This window comes from Streptomyces sp. MBT65 (assembly GCF_016612545.1).
In the GTDB taxonomy this organism is placed as follows: Bacteria; Actinomycetota; Actinomycetes; order Streptomycetales; family Streptomycetaceae; genus Streptomyces.
Genome location: NZ_JAENRY010000049.1, coordinates 1 through 17,142 on the forward strand (window position 1 = coordinate 1; position 17,142 = coordinate 17,142).

Annotated in this window: 18 protein-coding genes and 1 pseudogene; 9 read left to right on the forward strand and 10 right to left on the reverse strand. The window is 69.0% G+C overall.

From position 1 onward, the window contains the following. Positions 1-1,384: hypothetical protein (locus JHN63_RS13815; RefSeq protein WP_200680089.1), on the forward strand; the 1,384-nt coding region annotated here is incomplete at its 5' end. Next, positions 1,378-2,025 (forward strand): hypothetical protein, encoded by a 648-nt coding sequence (locus JHN63_RS13820; RefSeq protein WP_200680090.1) that lies wholly within the window; start codon positions 1,378-1,380, stop codon positions 2,023-2,025. The genes JHN63_RS13815 and JHN63_RS13820, both read left to right, overlap by 7 nt. On the opposite strand, the gene JHN63_RS13825 is transcribed toward JHN63_RS13820, so the two are convergent. Then, on the reverse strand, positions 2,022-2,777 hold the full coding sequence (locus JHN63_RS13825; protein WP_200680091.1) for a TetR/AcrR family transcriptional regulator: 756 nt from the start codon (positions 2,775-2,777) through the stop codon (positions 2,022-2,024). The two genes, JHN63_RS13820 and JHN63_RS13825, sit on opposite strands and share 4 nt — an antisense overlap. 135 nt (positions 2,778-2,912) lie before the next feature. Here JHN63_RS13825 and JHN63_RS13830 point away from each other — a divergent pair, with 135 nt between their 5' ends. Next, positions 2,913-4,409: an MFS transporter gene (locus JHN63_RS13830; protein WP_200680092.1), complete on the forward strand. Its 1,497-nt coding sequence runs from the start codon at positions 2,913-2,915 to the stop codon at positions 4,407-4,409. A gap of 4 nt (positions 4,410-4,413) precedes the next feature. Here JHN63_RS13830 and JHN63_RS13835 read toward each other — a convergent pair whose 3' ends face one another. Further along, a complete protein-coding gene (locus tag JHN63_RS13835; protein WP_200680093.1) occupies positions 4,414-5,031 on the reverse strand; it encodes a hypothetical protein in 618 nt (205 codons plus the stop codon). Continuing rightward, positions 5,021-5,533 (reverse strand): SigE family RNA polymerase sigma factor, encoded by a 513-nt coding sequence (locus tag JHN63_RS13840; RefSeq protein ID WP_200680094.1) that lies wholly within the window; start codon positions 5,531-5,533, stop codon positions 5,021-5,023. The genes JHN63_RS13835 and JHN63_RS13840 overlap by 11 nt, the downstream gene beginning before the upstream one ends. A 218-nt stretch (positions 5,534-5,751) precedes the next feature. On the opposite strand from JHN63_RS13840, the gene JHN63_RS13845 reads away from it, so the two are divergent. After that, positions 5,752-6,099, forward strand: a complete 348-nt coding sequence (locus JHN63_RS13845; RefSeq protein ID WP_200680095.1) for a hypothetical protein — start codon at positions 5,752-5,754, stop codon at positions 6,097-6,099. A gap of 77 nt (positions 6,100-6,176) precedes the next feature. On the opposite strand, the gene JHN63_RS13850 is transcribed toward JHN63_RS13845, so the two are convergent. Together JHN63_RS13850 and JHN63_RS13855 are read right to left on the reverse strand one after the other, a co-directional pair. Beyond that, entirely contained in the window at positions 6,177-6,368 is a 192-nt protein-coding gene (locus JHN63_RS13850; protein WP_200680096.1) for a DUF397 domain-containing protein, read from the reverse strand. Between the two features lie 3 nt (positions 6,369-6,371). Further along, entirely contained in the window at positions 6,372-7,253 is an 882-nt protein-coding gene (locus JHN63_RS13855) for a helix-turn-helix transcriptional regulator (protein WP_200680097.1), read from the reverse strand. A gap of 198 nt (positions 7,254-7,451) precedes the next feature. Here JHN63_RS13855 and JHN63_RS13860 point away from each other — a divergent pair. Continuing rightward, a pseudogene (locus JHN63_RS13860) lies at positions 7,452-7,814 on the forward strand (ATP-binding protein); the annotation flags it as partial. A 42-nt stretch (positions 7,815-7,856) separates the two neighbouring features. Here JHN63_RS13860 and JHN63_RS13865 read toward each other — a convergent pair. The 3 genes from JHN63_RS13865 to JHN63_RS13875 all read right to left on the reverse strand — a co-directional run bounded on the left by JHN63_RS13865 (position 7,857) and on the right by JHN63_RS13875 (position 11,052). Next, positions 7,857-8,357 carry an N-acetyltransferase gene (locus tag JHN63_RS13865; protein ID WP_200680098.1) on the reverse strand — a complete coding sequence of 167 codons (501 nt, stop codon included), beginning with the start codon at positions 8,355-8,357 and terminating at the stop codon, positions 7,857-7,859. A 174-nt stretch (positions 8,358-8,531) separates the two neighbouring features. Beyond that, positions 8,532-10,331 (reverse strand): HAMP domain-containing sensor histidine kinase, encoded by a 1,800-nt coding sequence (locus tag JHN63_RS13870; RefSeq protein WP_307781887.1) that lies wholly within the window; start codon positions 10,329-10,331, stop codon positions 8,532-8,534. Continuing rightward, the gene (locus tag JHN63_RS13875) at positions 10,321-11,052 is read right to left on the reverse strand and encodes a response regulator transcription factor (protein WP_200680099.1); all 732 of its coding nucleotides are present in this window, start codon (positions 11,050-11,052) and stop codon (positions 10,321-10,323) included. The genes JHN63_RS13870 and JHN63_RS13875 overlap by 11 nt, the downstream gene beginning before the upstream one ends. A 281-nt stretch (positions 11,053-11,333) precedes the next feature. On the opposite strand from JHN63_RS13875, the gene JHN63_RS13880 reads away from it, so the two are divergent. The 4 genes from JHN63_RS13880 to JHN63_RS13895 are packed head-to-tail and all read left to right on the forward strand — an operon-like array spanning position 11,334 to position 15,001. Then, positions 11,334-11,861: a hypothetical protein gene (locus tag JHN63_RS13880; RefSeq protein WP_200680100.1), complete on the forward strand. Its 528-nt coding sequence runs from the start codon at positions 11,334-11,336 to the stop codon at positions 11,859-11,861. Further along, positions 11,848-13,095, forward strand: coding sequence for a hypothetical protein (locus tag JHN63_RS13885; RefSeq protein ID WP_307781888.1), 1,248 nt, complete (start codon positions 11,848-11,850; stop codon positions 13,093-13,095). Before JHN63_RS13880 ends, JHN63_RS13885 begins: the two co-directional genes overlap by 14 nt. Further along, on the forward strand, positions 13,092-13,784 hold the full coding sequence (locus JHN63_RS13890) for an ABC transporter ATP-binding protein (RefSeq protein ID WP_200680101.1): 693 nt from the start codon (positions 13,092-13,094) through the stop codon (positions 13,782-13,784). Before JHN63_RS13885 ends, JHN63_RS13890 begins: the two co-directional genes overlap by 4 nt. Further along, positions 13,781-15,001: an ABC transporter permease gene (locus JHN63_RS13895; RefSeq protein WP_200680102.1), complete on the forward strand. Its 1,221-nt coding sequence runs from the start codon at positions 13,781-13,783 to the stop codon at positions 14,999-15,001. Before JHN63_RS13890 ends, JHN63_RS13895 begins: the two co-directional genes overlap by 4 nt. A gap of 93 nt (positions 15,002-15,094) precedes the next feature. Here the strand turns inward: JHN63_RS13895 and JHN63_RS13900 are convergent, their stop codons facing one another. Continuing rightward, positions 15,095-15,682, reverse strand: a complete 588-nt coding sequence (locus tag JHN63_RS13900; protein WP_200680103.1) for a hypothetical protein — start codon at positions 15,680-15,682, stop codon at positions 15,095-15,097. A gap of 353 nt (positions 15,683-16,035) precedes the next feature. After that, positions 16,036-17,094: an acyltransferase family protein gene (locus JHN63_RS13905; protein WP_374222915.1), complete on the reverse strand. Its 1,059-nt coding sequence runs from the start codon at positions 17,092-17,094 to the stop codon at positions 16,036-16,038. Positions 17,095-17,142: the final 48 nt, after the last annotated feature.

Below are 17,142 nucleotides of genomic sequence, written 5' to 3' on the forward strand. Positions count from 1 at the left end.
GGTCTGGGCCGAGTTCTGCGAACTCGTCAACAGGATCCCCACCCAGCCCGTCTGGACACCCCCGGCCACCACCCACCTGTGGAGCGTCTACGGCGAGGTGCTCGCCGCCGACCTGGCCCGCTCCACCCTCACCCCCGAGGAACACCAGCGCTACGACACGGCGGTCGACTACCTCTACGACACCGGCCCCGACGGGGTGTTCGTCCCCTCGCCCGCGCTGCGCGACTACCGCACGGCCCGCCAGGCCTGGCTCCAGGCCGACATGGACTACCACCAGGCGGAGCAGACGGCGACCGACTCGACCGACCAGGCGACCCGCGACCACTGGACGCACGTCGACGAACCGAGACTCCGCCAGGCCAGGGACGACGCGATGGACGCCTGGCAGACCGCGGGCCACAAAGCCGAGGTCGAGGACGCCCTGCGCGAGACCTCCGAACTCGCCTCGAAGGCCCCCTCCAGCATCTGGAAACGGCACCGCGACACCTTCAACCCCAACCTCCCCGACCAGTACACGACCGCCCCCAACGGCACACGTTTCGCGCCCACTTACTACTCGCCGGACGGCGCCCTGGACGACCCCTGGTCACGAGCCGTGCTCCCGCGGCAGACGCTCCGCACCCTGGCCGCCCAGGCACCCCCGGAACTCAGATCGGCGTTCGGCGACCGCGCCAGTGACGACACGGTCTTCTCCCTCGCCTTCGAGTACCGCGTGGTGTCCGTCGTCCGCCCCTGGCTGGACCCGCCGATGGAACTCTTCGGCTCCCGCGCCTGGCGCCTCTCGTCGGGCGTCGCCCCGCTGAGCGACGGCTCCACCCCACCCCACGGCCGCTGCCCGTCGTACGTCGAATCGGTGGCCCTGGCCCGCAACATCGAGCTGATCCGCCAGGCCACCGGCTACACCGAGACCCCCGGCGAGACCACCCTGCGCGGCACCTGGACCCTGGACCTCGACAACGGCATCGCGGGCGGCGACATGAACACCGCCGACCTCTGGTGGGAGTGGATGACGGAGACGACCGCCCAGTTGGTCCCCAGCTCCCTCGCCGGAATCGTCAACCTCGGCCAGGTCGACTACGACGCCTTCGACGGCCACCGCCTCTCGACCCTCACCTACGGCACCACCCCCCTCACCGGCAACCCGAACGCGAGCAACCAACTGGTCACCGGTGACGTGTTCGCCGTACGCACGACGGAGGGCCGCTTCGCCAAGGTCCTCGTCGTCCAGTACGGCTACGACCTCCAACTGCGCTGGGTGGCCTACCAGCAGGCGACCTCCGCGATGCAGAGCAGCGTCACCGCGCCGGACGACGTGTTCCTCGCGGGCTTCGTGTGCCGACAACTGCCGAAGAGCCCCGACCCGGACCCGGCCCTCTCATGGTGACCCCCGAACTCTCCGTCCACGGACTGGTGTTGCTCGGCACGGACACCGTGTACGCCGTCCACATGCCCACCTTCACCGCGCCCCACGACTTCCAGGCCGTGCTGCGGGTGGCCCTGGACACCGACACCTACCGCACGGCCCGGAAGCGCCACGGCACGTCGGCACTGTTCACGGTCAGCCCAAGAACCCTGCTGCTCAAGGACCTTGAGCCGGGCGGGTCCTTCCCCGCCGACCTGTACTTCGGCCGCTTCGGGAGGGACGGCGAGCTGCTGGGGGAGGTGCGGATCGAGATCGAGGAGCGCCTGTACGTAGGCCACCCGACCGGGCCCACCATCGAACCGACGCCCCTCCGCTACGTCCTCTTCGGCCGCGAACAGCTTTATCTGGCCCATGTGTTCACCCGCCCCCCGGACTTCGACCAGGTACTGACGGCTCAACTGGCCGGAGGCTGGGCGGTGTCGAGGGACGAGGGGGACGCGGCACGCACGGTGACGATCCCGAACCGCCCGGACGATCTGCCGGGCCGCCTGCACCCGGGCGAGCAACTGACCGCTGGGGGAGAGGAGTTGCAGGTCCTGGCCGAGGTGTACCTGGAGACGACCGACCTGGCGGGCGAGGAGGTCCGGGAAGGGGAGGTCTAACGCGTCAGCCGCAGCGACAACCCGTCGAGGACGACATCGAGGCCGTAGGCGAACTTGCTGTCGCGCAGGGCCACCGGATCGGTGACCGTGGCGGCCGACTCGGCGTAGGAACCGGCGAGATGGGCATGACCGGCCGCGGCCTGCCGCGCGGCCGGCATCAGCCGGGCGATGAACTCGCCCTCGCTGTCCCCGGACCGGGCGACCGTGGTGAGCCACGCGGCCTCGGTCGTGCTCATCCCGATCGTGTACGACAGCACGGCGTCGATCGCGCCGCTCGGCTCGGGGAACCCGACGGCCGTGAACAGCGCGGCGAGCCGCTCGGAGAAGGACATGAGGTTGGGGCCGAGATAGGCGAGCCCGGCCTGTCCGAGGACCGAGGACAGCCAGCGGTGCCGTAGCGCGGTCGTACGGAAGGAGGCGGCGGCCTCGGTGACGGCGGCGCGCCAGTCCGGTGCGCCCGCGTCCGGGACGTGGATCTCGGCGGCGACCTCGTCGACGGCCAGTTCCATCAGCTCGTCCTTGGTCGCGACATGCCGGTAGAGGGAGGTCGCGCCGGCGCCCAGACGGGCGCCGAGCTTGCGCATGCTCAGCGCCTCGATGCCGTCGGCGTCCAGCATCGCGATCGCCTCGCGGACGATCGCGTCCCGGTTGAGCGCGGGCTGATCGGCCGGGCGCCGCTCACGGGCCCACACCGAGGGGATGGGGTTCGGCTCCGGTGCGGCCTTCGTCGTCGGCTTCGTCCTGGCGGCCATCTGGCGGGCTCCTTCGTGCGGGCCGTGCGTACGTCGTTCGCATCCAGCGTACAGAGTTCAAGGATTGCGCACACTGTTCCTCCATGCGTACAGTGTGCGCATCAAAGGAACAGTGTTCGCATGAAGGGAAGCCTCATGGAAACCCGAAACCCCCGGCGCTGGTGGATCCTCGTCGTGCTGTGCCTCAGCTCGCTGGTGCTGGTGGTCGACAGCATGGCGCTGACCGTGGCGGTCCCGTCGATGACCGAGAGCATCGGGGCGAGCGCCCAGGACACCCAGTGGATCCTCGACTCCTACATCCTGGTCTTCGCCGGCCTGCTGCTGACCTCGGGCAGCCTCGGCGACCGCTTCGGCCGCCGGAAGGTGATGCTGATCGGGCTGGTGCTGTTCGGCGCGGCGTCACTGGCGGCGACGTTCTGCACGACTCCCGGCGAGGTGATCGCCGTACGGGTGGCGATGGGGGTCGGCGGCGCGCTGATCATGCCGTCGACGCTCTCGATCCTCATCACCGTCTTCGACGCGGAGGAGCGCGGCAGGGCGATGGCGGCCTGGGGTTCGGTGTCGATGCTCGCCCTGGTCGGCAGCCCGGTGCTGGGCGGCGTACTCATCGCCCACTTCTCGTGGCACTCCATCTTCTTCCTCAACGTGCCGGTCGTGGCGCTCGCGTTGGTGGCCGGGGTGACGCTGATGCCGGAGTCGAAGGGGCCGTGGCAGAAGCCGGATCCGCTGGGCGCGGTGCTGTCGGCGGTCGGTATGACCGCGCTGATCTGGTGGATCATCGAGATCCCGCAGCACGGGGCGTTCGCGGGCCGAGGGCTGGTCACCCTGGTCGTGGCGGTGGTGGGGCTGGCCGGATTCGTGATCTGGGAGAACGTGACACCGACCCCGATGGTCCCGCTGGTCCTCTTCAAGCACCGTAATTTCAGCGGGGGTTCGCTGTCCCTGACGCTGGTTCAGATAGGCAACGGGGGCCTGCTGCTGGTCCTCACGCAGTACCTGCAGTTCGTGCTCGGCTACTCACCGATCAAGGCGGGTCTGGCGTTCGTCCCCCTGGCGGTCACCGCGCTGGTGGGCAACGCGGCGGGGGCGAAGTTCATGGCGAGGTACGGCCACCGGTATCTGATCCTGGCGGGCATGCTGGTGATGGCGTCGTCCTTTGTGCTGCTCACGACGGTCACTGTCGACACCGGTTTCACGGTCCCGGCGGTGGCGCTGGGACTCCTCGGCCTGGGCGCGGGCCTCGCGATGCCGGCGGCGGTCGGCGCGCTGATGGGCACGATCCCCGAGGACAAGGCGGGCGTCGGCTCGGCCCTCAACGACACCATCCAGCAAGCGGGTACGGCGCTTGGCATCGCGATTCTCGGCTCGCTCCTGTCGAGCGGCTTCGCGGACGAGATGCCTTCCGGTACGTCCGAGCAGGCTCGCCACTCGATCGGCGGGGCGTTGGCGGCGGCGCACGGGGACGCGGGGTTGGTCCGGGCGGCCCGGGAGGCGTTCACGCACTCCATGTCAACGGCCTTCCTGGTCAGCGCGGTTGGGGTGGTGGCTGCGGGGGTGTTGGCGGCGGTGGTGATGCGGGATTCGGTGAGTGAGAGTCAGGAAGCACTGGAGGAGCGGGAGTTGGCGGCCTGAGAGGTCAGGACCCTTCGGGGCAGGACCAGTTCGAGATTCTCAGGGAGCGGAGATCGACCTCGACCTCGATCGAGTCCGGTGCGCTGTCGCTCGTCACGTGGACGCGGACGGTGTCGGCCCCGGCGCTGCGGGCGGCGCCGACGGTGAAGACGGTGGTGGCGGTCACATGCCCACATGTGGCCGCCAGGTCGTCGGATCCGCTGCCTTCGAGAACGACTTCTCGCTTCAGTGCCGTCTCCGTGAAATGCTCGGTCATCAGCTTCCACAGCTGCGACTTCGACGTCGCACCCCGTGCGGCAAGAACATCCGGCAGAACCGAATAGTAAGTCCGCAGGTTCTCCTGGGCCGCCGATGTTCTGGAGTCCTCCTCGTGGTGGGAGGGAGTTTCCGCCGATCGGTTCGCGCCCACGGAACTCCAGAAGGCGCCCGCGCCGATCGCCGTCACGGCAATCGCCGCGACGGCGACGGAACGGGTGCGGCGTTGCCGGCGTCGGACGCTTCTGCGACGCAACTCCGGTGCGGACACCGGCCGTTCGACCCGAACGCTCTCCAACTGGGCGATGCTCTCGGAGAGCCAGCCAGGACGCTCGTACTCATCTGACGCATTCGACTCATCCGACATGGTCCACCTCCTGGTCCGGCAGGGAGGAGAAATGGCGGGCGAGCGACAGGCGCCCACGGACCAGCCACACCCTGATGCTCCCGGCCGGCCAGCCCGTCTCGGCGCTTATCTGCTCGACGCTGAGGTCGCACAGGTGGTGGAGGACAACGACACTTCTGTGCTTCTGCGGAAGAGTGCGCAGTGCCTCGACGAGAGCGACACGTTCGGGGGACGGACCTTCGACAGGGCGCTGTTCGTGATGGCGCTGCATGAGCTGCACACCGCGCCGCACCCGCCGGAAACGGGACACGGCGAGCCGCCAGGCCGTGGTGCGGATCCACGCCTCCTGGGAACCGTCGCTCGTGAAGATCCCCCGTCGACCCCAGGCCCTGATGAACGCCTCCTGCACGACGTCCTGCGCCTCCGGCAGATCGCCGGTCATCGCGTAGAGCTGCCGAACGAGCCTGGGGTAGGCCAGTGCGTAGAACTCATCGAACTCCTCTTCCGCCGTGCCTCTCGCCACTCTTCCGCCATTCGTTTCCGTCCACAGAACGGCCAGGGGTCCTCTACGGGGGGAGTACGAACGGGCACCGATCCTCCGCTACAGCGACTCTCCGTGACGTGCGTCACTGCATCCGGGTGTCGCGTCCGGGCCCCCGCGCTGCGTAGTCCACCTGTCCAAGTCACCCCGACAGCAGAGGAACCCTCATGCGCCACGCAGCCCCCCGTAAGCCGACCAGGATGGGAACGACGTTCAGGACCGCCGCGGTCAGCGCTCTGGCGCTCGGCAGTCTGACGGTGGCGGCGGGATCGCAGGTCCACGCGGCCACGGCGACCTCGCACTCCACGAAGGACGACTCGGCGCGCATCCAGAAGCAGAAGGCCGAGGCGGTCGCCGCCGCGGCCGAGTCGCAGGCCCAGGCGACCTCGCCCTCCACGAAGGACGACTCGGCGCGCGCCCAGAAGCAGAAGGCCGAAGCGGTCGCCGCCGCGGCCGAAGGCCAGACGCCCCGGCCCGTGACGGACCCCGAAGCGGTGCGCACCCTCAAGATGAAGGTGATCGCGATGGCTCACGCGCCGAAGGGCTGACCGGCCGCGGGTCTCTCCGAGAAGGGTGACACTTTCACGAGAGGTGTCACCCTTTTTCGCTGTGGGTGGTGGGGGGGCTAAGGGGTCAAGTCCCTTGCGGGCAGGGAGGATTGGAAGGCTCTCCAAGTGGTGGGGTGGAGGTGGAGGGACGGGCCGGTGGGGTTCTTGGAGTCACGTACGGCGACGGTGGTGGGGATGTTGGTGGCTATCTCGACGCACTCGGCCGTCTGGTCGCTGTAGCTGGACTTCCGGTACTCGAATGCGCGCACGGCTCACAGTTCCTTGCGTAGCTTGTGGAGGAACGCGACCGACTCCCGCTCGCTGAGGGAGCGTTCGGCGATCATCTCGAACAACTCATCGTATGCGGCTGCGGATTCACCGCCCTCTACCCAGCGCTGAGCAAACGGAGCCTCTGCGTAGACGACGTCCATGGCTCCAGGAGCGGCGAACGAGAGAATGTTGAACGAGCCGTTCAGGCCTGGCTGCGTACCGGCGCTGAAGGGGTAGATCCGGAGTGTGACGCTGGGGAGATCGGCCATCTCCGCAAGGCTGTCGAGTTGGCCTCCCGCTGTTGCCGTACCGCCGGGGAAGTTGCGCAGCGTCGCTTCGTAGATCACCGCTTGCAGGGAGAGGGGTGGGGTGTCGGACAGGCGCTTTTGGCGGGCGAGCCGTGCGGCGATGAAATCCTCGTCCGGCTCAGGACCTTTGGCTACCTCGGCCTCGGCGCCCACCCTCAACGCCCGGACGTAGTGCGGTGTTTGGAGAAGCCCGGGGATGAACGCCGGTTGCCATACCTTGATCGCCGTCGCCGCACTCTCCAGGGTGATGTACTCCTGCATCACGCCGTGGATGGAGTAGTCGTCCCACCAGCCTTTGGCCTTACGGCGTTCCCGGTCGACTCTTGCCAGTTCCAGAAGCGCGCCCACCGCGCCGGGATCGTGAACGCCGTACAACTCACACAGCGCCCGGAGGTCGGGGTCGCGCATGGGGACCCAACCGCCCTCCATCTTCGCGACCTTGGTCGTGGACGCGGTGAGTGCCTTGCCCGCCTGGGTCTGGTTGAGGCCGGCCGCCGTGCGCAACTTGGTGAGTTCGCCGCCGAGTCGGCGTCCCAGGACGGTCGATGTGCTGTGGCCCTGCGTCGGCGATGTCACGTAGGTACCCCTTCAGACGTGGACGTGTGATCAGTCTGGCGCGGTGCCGCGAGGCATCGCAAACACCCTTCGGGGGAATTCCTCCGAGAGTTACTTGCGCGGGACGTCGAGCCGCCTCTACCGTCGGTCACGAACCGATCGCAGAGCGGCGCCAGTTGACCCCACGGCGTGGCTCGCCCCTGCCTGGAGGTCCGCGATATGTCCGAGCCCCCGCTCCAGCACGACCGCCTCGACTACACCCCGTTGCCCAGGAGCGTCACCCTCGCCCGCCGCCGGGCGCACCGTCTCCTCACCGAGTGGGGCCACCCCGAACTCGCCGCGGACACCGCCCTGTTGGTCTCCGAGCTGGGCGGCAACGCCGTACTGCACGGCTGTCTGCGGGACCGCCTGTTCCGCGTCGAACTCACCCTCACCGAACGCGCCGTACGCATCGCGGTGTCCGACCCGAAGGGCGAGTTACGCCCGAACCTGCGCGAGGCGACCGCGGACGACATGTTCGGCCGTGGACTGCTGATCGTCAGTCGGATCGCCGACCGTTGGGGCGTGCACGAGCTGACCGTGGGCAAGGCGGTGTGGTGCGAGCTGGACGTCGTACGGCACCACTCACACGGCCCTTTCCATGCACACCAGTTGATCCCGCTCGTCCCACGACTCGGTGACGGCGAAGCCGAGCCGTTCGTACAGGGCGATGGCCCCGGTCCGCCAGTTCCACACCGACAGCCGCACGGCGCTCGCGCCGCTTTCCGCAGCCTGCGTGAGCGCGGCACCGAGCAGGTCGGAGGCGATGCCCCGGCCCCGGTGCGCCGGGTCCGTCCAGAGCCTCTTGATCTCCGACCGCCCGTCGACGGGAGCGGTCACCACCAGACAACCCACCGCGGTGCTCCCGCTCAGGGCGACCAGCACGACATCGTCGACGAAGGCGATCCGAGGGTCCGAGATCTCCGCGCGGTAGCGCTCCGGCAGCTCGTTCACCTCGGCGACGGGCTTCCCCTTCTCCGCCTCCGTCCGTAGGTGGTAGGCGGCCAGCAACGCGTCCAGCCCGTCCTCGACGGAAAGGGTCCGGCCCGGCCGACGGTCGATGGAAACCTCGCGCTGATCAGTCATGACGTCAGTATCTGTTGTGATCTGGCATGATCTTCCATCGAACTGCCCTCCGTGGCACCGCGTTCGGCGAACTTCCGGTTGCCCGTCCGGCCGAACCGCCGTCCCTCATCGAGGAGAGGACCGGGCCCGAGGTGCCGGGTGTACGCACCGTACTGACGCCCTGAACCGCCGTGGTCAGCCGGGCAGTTGGAGAGTGAAGACCGTCTCGGTTCCGGGGGAGCTGGTGACGCTGAGGCTGCCGCCGTGGGCCTCGGTGAACCGGCGGGCGATGGAGAGGCCGAGGCCGCTGCCGCCGGTGTGCCGGTTGCGGGACTTCTCGGCGCGCCAGAACCGGTCGAAGACATGCGGCAGGTCCTCCGGGCCGATGCCGGAGCCGGTGTCGCTGACCTGGATCAGGACGGTGTTCCCGGTCCGGCGCGACCGCACGGTGACACTGCCGCCGGGGGGAGTGTGGCGTACGGCGTTGGACACCAGGTTGCCGACGGCCTGGCGCAGCCGCATGGGGTCCGCGTACAGCTCGGTGTCACCGTCGGTGCGGACGTCCAGGGTGATGCGCGCGCTTTGGGCCTGGCCGCCGTGGGCGGTGGCGACGTGGTGCAGGAGGTCGCCCGCGTCCAGGAGTTCACGGTGCAGCTGGAGCGTGCCGGCCTCGGCCGCCGCCAGGTCCCGGAGGTCGTCGATGATGTGCTGGAGCAGCAGGGTCTCCTCCAGCAGCACCGAGGTCACGTCGTCGTCCGGGGTGAGCACACCGTCCTGGGTGGCTTCCAGCCAGCTGCGGATGGTGCTGAGCGGTGTCCGCAGTTCGTGGGCTATGTCGCTGACCATGGCCTTGCGCTGCGCTTCGGTGCGTTCCCGGTGCTCGGAGAGGTCGTTGAAGGCGGCGGTGAGACGGCCGATCTCGTCGCCGGTGGTCACCGGGACGCGGAGCTGCGGGCGGCCCGGGTTCCGTACGGCGCTGGTGAGCGCGCGCAGCGGTCTGACCAGGCGGACGCCTATCACCACGGTCACGGTCATGGTGAGCACGAGGACGAGGGCGACGACCCCGATGATGCGGATGGTGTTGGCCTGCGACAGGTCGAAGCCCGGAACCGCCGATCCGGCCGGTTCACTGACGAACAGCTGTGCAGCCGGGGCGACGTAGGCGGCGAGCTGTTCCCGGCGGCTGGAGTTGACACAGTTCCGCGCGGCCGGGGTGTCGGCGTCGCCCGGCTTGGGGGAGAGCGTGAGGTCGAGTACCACGGCGGGCCGGCTCTGATGTGCCAGGCAGGTCCTGATCAGCTTGTTGAGGCTGTCGAGAGCCTTCAGCTCGCCCGGTGTCGCGAGTGCGAGCTGGAGGATGGATTCGCACTTGACCAGGGCGTAGGCCTCCTTGGCGCCGTCGTCGGTCTCTACGCTGGGGTGACCGCTGAGCGAGACGGAGACCTTGGCGGGGAAGCCGTACTTGCGGACACAGTCCCTGAGCGTGTTCGCGTTCCTGAGGAGATCCTGGCGCTGTGCGGCGGAAAGCCGGAACGGGCCGAGGACACGGGGGTCGATACGGTCGGCGCCTGCGTCGGGGAACAGCGCGGGGTCGACCTGGAGCGGGTCGATGACCGCGAACGCATGGTCGGGCAGCGGCGATGTGCCGGGCGCGGAGTCCGCGATCGTCCGGCGGCCGTGGTCCTGGGCGGTGAGGGCGATACGCCGGTTGGTCCGGTCGGCGAGGTGACGGATCGTCCCGGCGACTCCGTCCCAACTCGGGTGGACGGCGGCGTAGTCGGTGAGCACCTTGTAGATGTCCGTGTCGTCGGAGAGGACCTGCCCCTGCTCCTGGCGGATCGCGCTGGTGGTGGTCCGTACCGCGAGCCAGGCGGTGGCGGTGATCGCGCAGAGGGCGATGAGGAGCGAGGAAGCCAGCAGCCTGACCAGCAGACTCCTGCGCAGCGGCACCCTGGTCTCGGGGGTCTCGGCGTGCACCGCGGGCTCAGTGCGCACGGTGGCCCTCGGGGCCGTCAGCCATCTTGTAGCCGACCCCGAAGACGGTCAGCAGGAGGACCGGCTGCTTCGGGTCGGCTTCGAGCTTCTTGCGCAGGTTCAGGATGTGCACGTCGATGGAGCGTTCGGTGATGAAGCGGTCGGACCCGCGGGTCCGGGTCAGCAACTGCCGCCGGGTGAAGACCCGTTCGGGCTCGGCGGCCATGACCGCCAGGACCTCGAACTCCCCGGGGGTGCATTCCACCTGCCGCCCGCCGAGGTGGACGGTGTGCCGGACCGGATCCACCGAGAGGGCGCCGGCCCGCAGGACCGGGTCGGTCGGCCGGCGGTCGTCCGGGACGGCGGCGGCGGTGCGTCGGCTGCGCCTCAGCAGGGTGCGGATACGGGCCATCAGCTCGCGGGGGCTGTAGGGCTTGGTCATGTAGTCGTCGGCGCCGAGGTCGAGGCCGAGCAGCAGGTCCTCCTCGGTGGCGCGGGCGGTCAGCATCAGCACCGGGAGGCCGGACGACTCCCCGCGCAGAACGCGGCAGACGTCCAGGCCGTCGACCACCGGCATCATCACGTCGAGGACGAGCAGATCGGGCCGTCGGCGGCGGGCCTCGTCGATCGCGGCACGTCCGTCGTGCACCACAAGGGCGGTGTGGCCCTCGCGTTCCAGATAGCGCCGGATCACCGTGGCCTGTCTGACGTCGTCCTCGGCCACCAGGACATGTGCGCACATGCTGCCGACCATAGGGCGGGGCGCTGCGATGCAGACAGGTTTTTGATGGCAGCCTGACAGGACCCTCATATCGCTCGGCCATGGTGGCCGCCATGCCGAACATCAATGACCGGCCAGGCGTTGGTGCTGTGGCCGCAGAGGTGTCCCGGGTCCGTCCGGTAGCCGGTTCGTCCTCCATCGCCGCCGGACGGCGCGGCCGAAGGCCGCGCAACCCCGCGAACCGATGCGGCCACAGCACCGGGTCCCGATCCGTCGCGTTGGCCGCCCTCGGGGTGGTGGCGATGTCCGCGCTCACCGCGTGCGGTGGCGGATCCTCCGGTGCGGGCAAGGCCGGTGACACCGACGTGGCCTCGATCTCCCGCCCGGCCGCGAGCGCCGGATCGGCCGGGCCGAGCGCCGACCCCGACTCCGGCCGCCCCCAACTGCGCCTGGACGGCAGCGAGGAGGAACACCGGAAGCTCAACAACGCCTGGGTGTCCTGCCTTCGGGACCACGGAGTGAAGACGTACACGAAAGGCTCGGCGGGCGCCGAATGGATCTTCCCGGGCGTGAACGCTTCGGACTTTCCCGCAGCGGCGAAGGTCTGCGCCTCGAAGCAACCGCTTCAGCCTGTGGAGACGGACCCGAAGAAGAACCCGCACTACGCGGATGACTTCCGCGAATGGATCAGGTGCATGAACTCCAAGGGGCTCAAGGTTGTCGGGCTGCCCGACAACGCGGGCTGGAACTACGCCTCCACCGACCAGCCGGCCAATTCGGATGAGATCGAGAGCAGTTGCCGGCTGGAGGCCTTCAGTGCGAAGAAGTGAGCACGCTCAGGCCGACGAGCCGCCCGGCGGCGCGGCGCCGGGGAAAGCGCGGAAACGGGTCGTCATCGCGATGGCCGCACTGCTCACGGCAGGCGTGGTGGGGGCCAGCCTGGCCGGGGTGAGGAGTGGTGGGAAGCCGTCGGGCGCCGCGGCGAGCGATGCGCCCCGGGTGAACACCGTCACGGTGGTCAGGACCGACCTGTCCAGCACCCTTTCGCTGAACGGAACCCTGGGCTACGGCAGGACCGTATCGGTGAAGGGCGGCAAGGACGGCGTGATCACCCAGCTGCCGGCGGTGGGGACCAAGGTGTCCAGGGGCAGGTCCCTGTACCGGCTGGACGATCGTCCGGTGCCGGTGTTCTACGGGACCACACCGCTGTTCCGCCCCCTGGACACCAGAGGTCTCATGGGCAGGGACGTCAAGGTGGTCGCGGACAACCTCAGGGCGCTCGGCTACGACATCGGCGCCCAGCCGGCGTCGGGCAGTTGGGTCATGCAGCGGCCGGAGCCGACCGGCGCCGAGAGTGCCTCGCCGTCCGAGTCGCCCGCGCCGTCCGCGCCGCCGGTACCGTCCCCGTCGCCGTCCTACGTCCGGGTCAAGCCCGGCGAGGGGGTGCTCACCGCCTCCCTGATCGCGGCGGTCGGGCGGTGGCAGACCCAGGTCGGTATGCCCTCCACCGGGGTCCTCGGCGCCGGCGACGTGGCGGTGCTGCCGGGCGAGGTACGGGTCGGTGCCGTACAGGCGCAGCCCGGCGACCCGGCCACCGGAACGCTGATGTCGGTCACCGGCACCGCCAAGTCGGTGTCGGTGCCGGTGGATGCGACCGATGTCGACTCGATCCAGCAGGGCGACAAGGCGACCGTGACGCTGCCCGACAACTCCGAGGCCCATGGCACCGTCTCCGCCATCAGCACGGATGCCCAGGCCTCCGACCAGGCAGGCGGTGACTCCGGCGGCACACCGCAGCTGGTGGTGACCGTCTCGCTGGACGGCACGGCGGCGCTGAGCCGCCTCAACTCCGCACCCGTACAAGTGCAGTTCACCGGGCAGACCAAGAAGGGCGTACTGGCCGTGCCGGTCGGCGCGCTGCTCGCGCTGAGCGGCGGCGGTTACGCGCTCCAGCTCCCCGGCGGCCGTCTGCTGGCCGTCGAGACGGGGATGTTCGCCAAGGGACTGGTGGAAGTGAGCGGCACCGGCATCACCGCGGGCACCAAGGTGGCCACGGCCTCATGACCGACCGCACACGTCCCGTACTCACCGTCCGCAACGCGAGCATGGCGTATCCCGGCGGGGTCAACGCGCTGGACGATGTCTCACTGGCCATCGAGACCGGTGAACTGCTGGCCATCGTCGGACCTTCCGGGTCCGGCAAGTCCACTCTGCTGAACATCATGGGCACCCTGGACCGGCCGACGAGCGGCACCGTGGAGATCGGCGGCCGGGACGTCTCCTCGCTCTCCGACCGGCGGCTCTCCGCGCTGCGTGGCCGCTGGCTCGGCTTCGTCTTCCAGCAGTTCCATCTCACCGAGGGGCTGACCGCGGCCGAGAACGTCGCCACCGGTCTGCTCTACGCGGGTGTGCCGCGCGGCCGGCGCCGTCCGCTGGCGCTGGAGGCGCTGGCCCGGGTCGGCCTGGGCCAGCGGGCCGGACACCTCTCGCACCAGCTGTCCGGCGGTGAACGCCAGCGCGTCGCCATCGCCCGGGCCCTGGTCAACAACCCCGCGCTGGTGCTCGCCGACGAGCCCACCGGCGCGCTGGACACCGCCAACGGACGGGCCGTCCTCGAACTGCTGACCGAGCTGAACGACGAGGGCACCACCATCGCGATCATCACCCACGACCGGGACATCGCCGAGCGGCTGCCCCGCCGGGTGGAGATCCTCGACGGGCGCCTCGTCGCCGACACGTATGAGGGGTCATGAACACCACCGTCACCGAGGCGAACAGCAGGCCGGTACGGCTGGCCCCGCTGGATCTTCTGGGGCTGGGTCTGCTCGGCATCCGTACCCGGAAGATGCGGGCCGCGCTGTCGGCCCTCGGCATCTCGATCGGCATCGCCACCATGATCGTCGTCACCGGGATCCCGGCCTCCAGCCAGAAGGCGCTGCTGAACGAGCTCTCGGCGATGGGCACCAACATGCTCCAGGCGCAGCCGGTCCCCAATCCGAACTCACCGGTGCTGCTCCCGCCGGAATCGGTGGACATGGTCCGCCGTATCGGTCCGGTCACCATGGCCAGTGCCGTCGCCAACACCCATGCCACCGTGCACCGTTCGGACCGTGTCGACCCCAGCGACTACGCCGGACTCACCATCCTGGCCAGCAAGGTCGACCTGCTCCCGGCCATCAACGCCGAGGTGCGGTCGGGCCGCTTCCTCAACGCCGCCACCGAGAGGTTCCCCACCGCGGTGCTCGGTTCGGTCGCCGCCGCCCGGCTCGGCTTCGCGAAGCTGAACGACCGGGGACCCGCCCCGCAGATCTACATCAACGACCGTTGGTTCACGGTCATCGGCATCCTTGCCCGGACCCCGCTCTCCCCCGACATCGACCGCTCGGTACTCGTCGGATGGGACGCCGCCCGCACCCAGTTGAAGTTCGACGGACACCCCACGGTGATCTACATCAAGGCCAGGGAATCCGCCATGGAGGCGGTCCCGGGCGTGCTGCCCGCCACGGTCTACCCGGAACTGCCCGGCATGGTCCAGATCAGCCGCCCGTCCGACGCGCTGGCCGCGAAGCGCGCCACCCAGACGACCTTCTCCGCCCTCTTCCTGGGACTCGCCGGAGTCGCGCTGCTGGTCGGCGGTATCGGAGTGGCCAACACCATGGTCATCTCGGTCCTCGAACGCCGCCGTGAGATCGGCCTGCGCCGCGCGCTGGGCGCCAACCGGGGCCAGATCCGCGGTCAGTTCCTCACGGAGTCCGTCGTACTGTCCGCGCTCGGCGGCGTGGCCGGTACGGTCCTCGGCGTCCTGGCCACCGTCGGCTACGCCACCTACCAGCACTGGCCGCCGGTCGTCCCGCTCACCTCGGTGGCGGAAGGGTTCGGTGGCGCCGTACTCGTCGGCATGATCGCCGGTGTCTACCCGTCCATCAGGGCCGCCCGCCTCACCCCCACCGAGGCCCTCGCGTCAGCATGAACGACATGAACGACATGAACGACATGAACGACATGAACGACATGAACGAAGGGCGTTGGGCCGTTGGACGGCCCAACGCCCTTGCGTACACGCCTACTTCTTCTGGAAGGCCTTCACCTGGCAGGCGGTTTCGATCTCATTGAAGTGCGGAGGATTCGGCTGGCTCTGGTCGAACGAGTAATCGGAGCCGCCGACCATGGTGGCCCTGACGCCGTGGGCGTTCAGGCACTTCACCATGACCCGCAGGTCGTCGGAGTAGTCCGGATTCTTGGCCGGGTCCAGCTCCGGCGGCGTAATCGGCTGCTTCGACGCACAAGCCTTCGCTCCGGCCTTCTCGGCCGAGGTGCTCGGCGCCCCCTTCAGCGGGCCGCCCTTCGCCCTCAAGCAGGCGTACCAGCTGTCCCACATCCGGTTGGTCTCCTCGGTGGAGCTGTCCAGCCGGATGACGGGGCGGCCGGCGTCGGGGTCCGTTGTCCGCGTCGGTGTCCCGACTGCCTTGCTCGGGCTCGCGATCGAGGCGACATCGCTGTCGCCGGCACTGCTTCTGTCACTCCCGCTGCCCGAGCCGCCGCCACCGCACGCGGTGAGGACGACAAGGCCCGTTGCGCCGATGGCGGTGAACAGGGCTGCCCGCGCGGAGCGGCCCGGAACCGGCCGGCTGCGATGAGAGGGGTTCGTCATGGCGGCCACTGTGGCCAAGCGATATGAGGATCCTGTCAGATTGTTGACAAGGGCCTGTCTGAAACCGGCCGGGCAGACCCAGCCCCAGAAGATCCAGCGTAGCCAGGGCGACCGATAATCTGACGCCTGACGACGGGTCAACGAAAGCTACGGAGGGGCTCTATGGGGTCAGGCGCCGGATTCATAGTCGTCCCGCTGTTCTTCGGCAGCGGGGAATTCCCCTCGCATCTCTGTGTCGAAGAATTCTTCGAAGTGGCCGTCTTCACCTCCATTGTTCGAGCGATCGCCGAAACCGCAGGCCTGCTGGAGCGACCACGCAACGCGTGGCGGAAGCGGCACACGGCACCGGTGCGTCAAGGTGCGTTCACCGTATTGCGGAGCCGCGCGAACGACGTGTCCAGTCCGTTCTTCAGCAGCCGGGCCACCGGGCGCTCCACCAGACGATGGACCAGCCAACTCAGCACCAGGAAACCGGAGATCACCGAGACCACCAGGAGCCGGGGGTCCATGGTGTCGCGGTAGTGGGCGATGACGGTCGTACCGGCCAGGTAGTGCATCAGGTAGAAGGGGTACGTCATCGCGCCGGCCGTGGTGAGCCACTTCCAGCGGACACCGTCGGTCGCGCCGAGCGCGATCGCGGCCATGACCAGCAGGAACACGGTGAAGAGCACGATGCTGGCACGCCAACTGGAGACCCGCTCGACAGTGTCGATCCGGTGCCCGAGTTCCAACTGGCCCATCAGCCAGGCCAGTCCGAGGATTCCCCAGAGCAACAGGTCCTGCCCGAACCGGTACATGAGGTAAAGCGCGAGGCCGGCGATGAAGTACCAGGCGCCTTCCGGGTTGACGACCAGCGTCAGGGGACGAAACCGCGCGGCCGGGGTGATCATCGCGGCGGCGCCCCAGAAACAGCAGAAGAGGACGACCTTGCGGTAGGTGAGGCCGGTGATGACGACCGCCATGAAGAGGAGGTAGAAACGCAGCTCCGACCAGAGGGTCCAGTACACCCCGTCGACGTTCGAGACCCCCGAACCGGACTGCAGCATCGTGAAGTTGAGCAGGATCTCGCGCACCTTCTGCCGGTCCCACACGCCGGGCAGGGTCACCAGGACGCCCGTGGTGAAGACGATGGAGAACCAGTACGCCGGGTAGAGCCGGATCACCCGCGAGGTGAAGAACTGCCGCGGGGTGCGGCCCCAGCAGGACATGCAGATCACGAAGCCGCTGATCACGAAGAACATCTCGACGCCGATCCAGCCATAGGCCGAGAACCGGAACACCGTGGGCATGATGTCCGACACCGGCCGGTCCCAGATCAGGTTGTCCGGCTGGTTGACCCGCCAGGTACCGGCGTAGTGGTGCGCGGCCACGAACAGGGCGGCGAGCAGCCGCATTCCGTCGATGGCGTACAACCGCCGCTGAGTGGCCGGTCGTTGAGCAGACGGTCGTTGCTGTAAAAC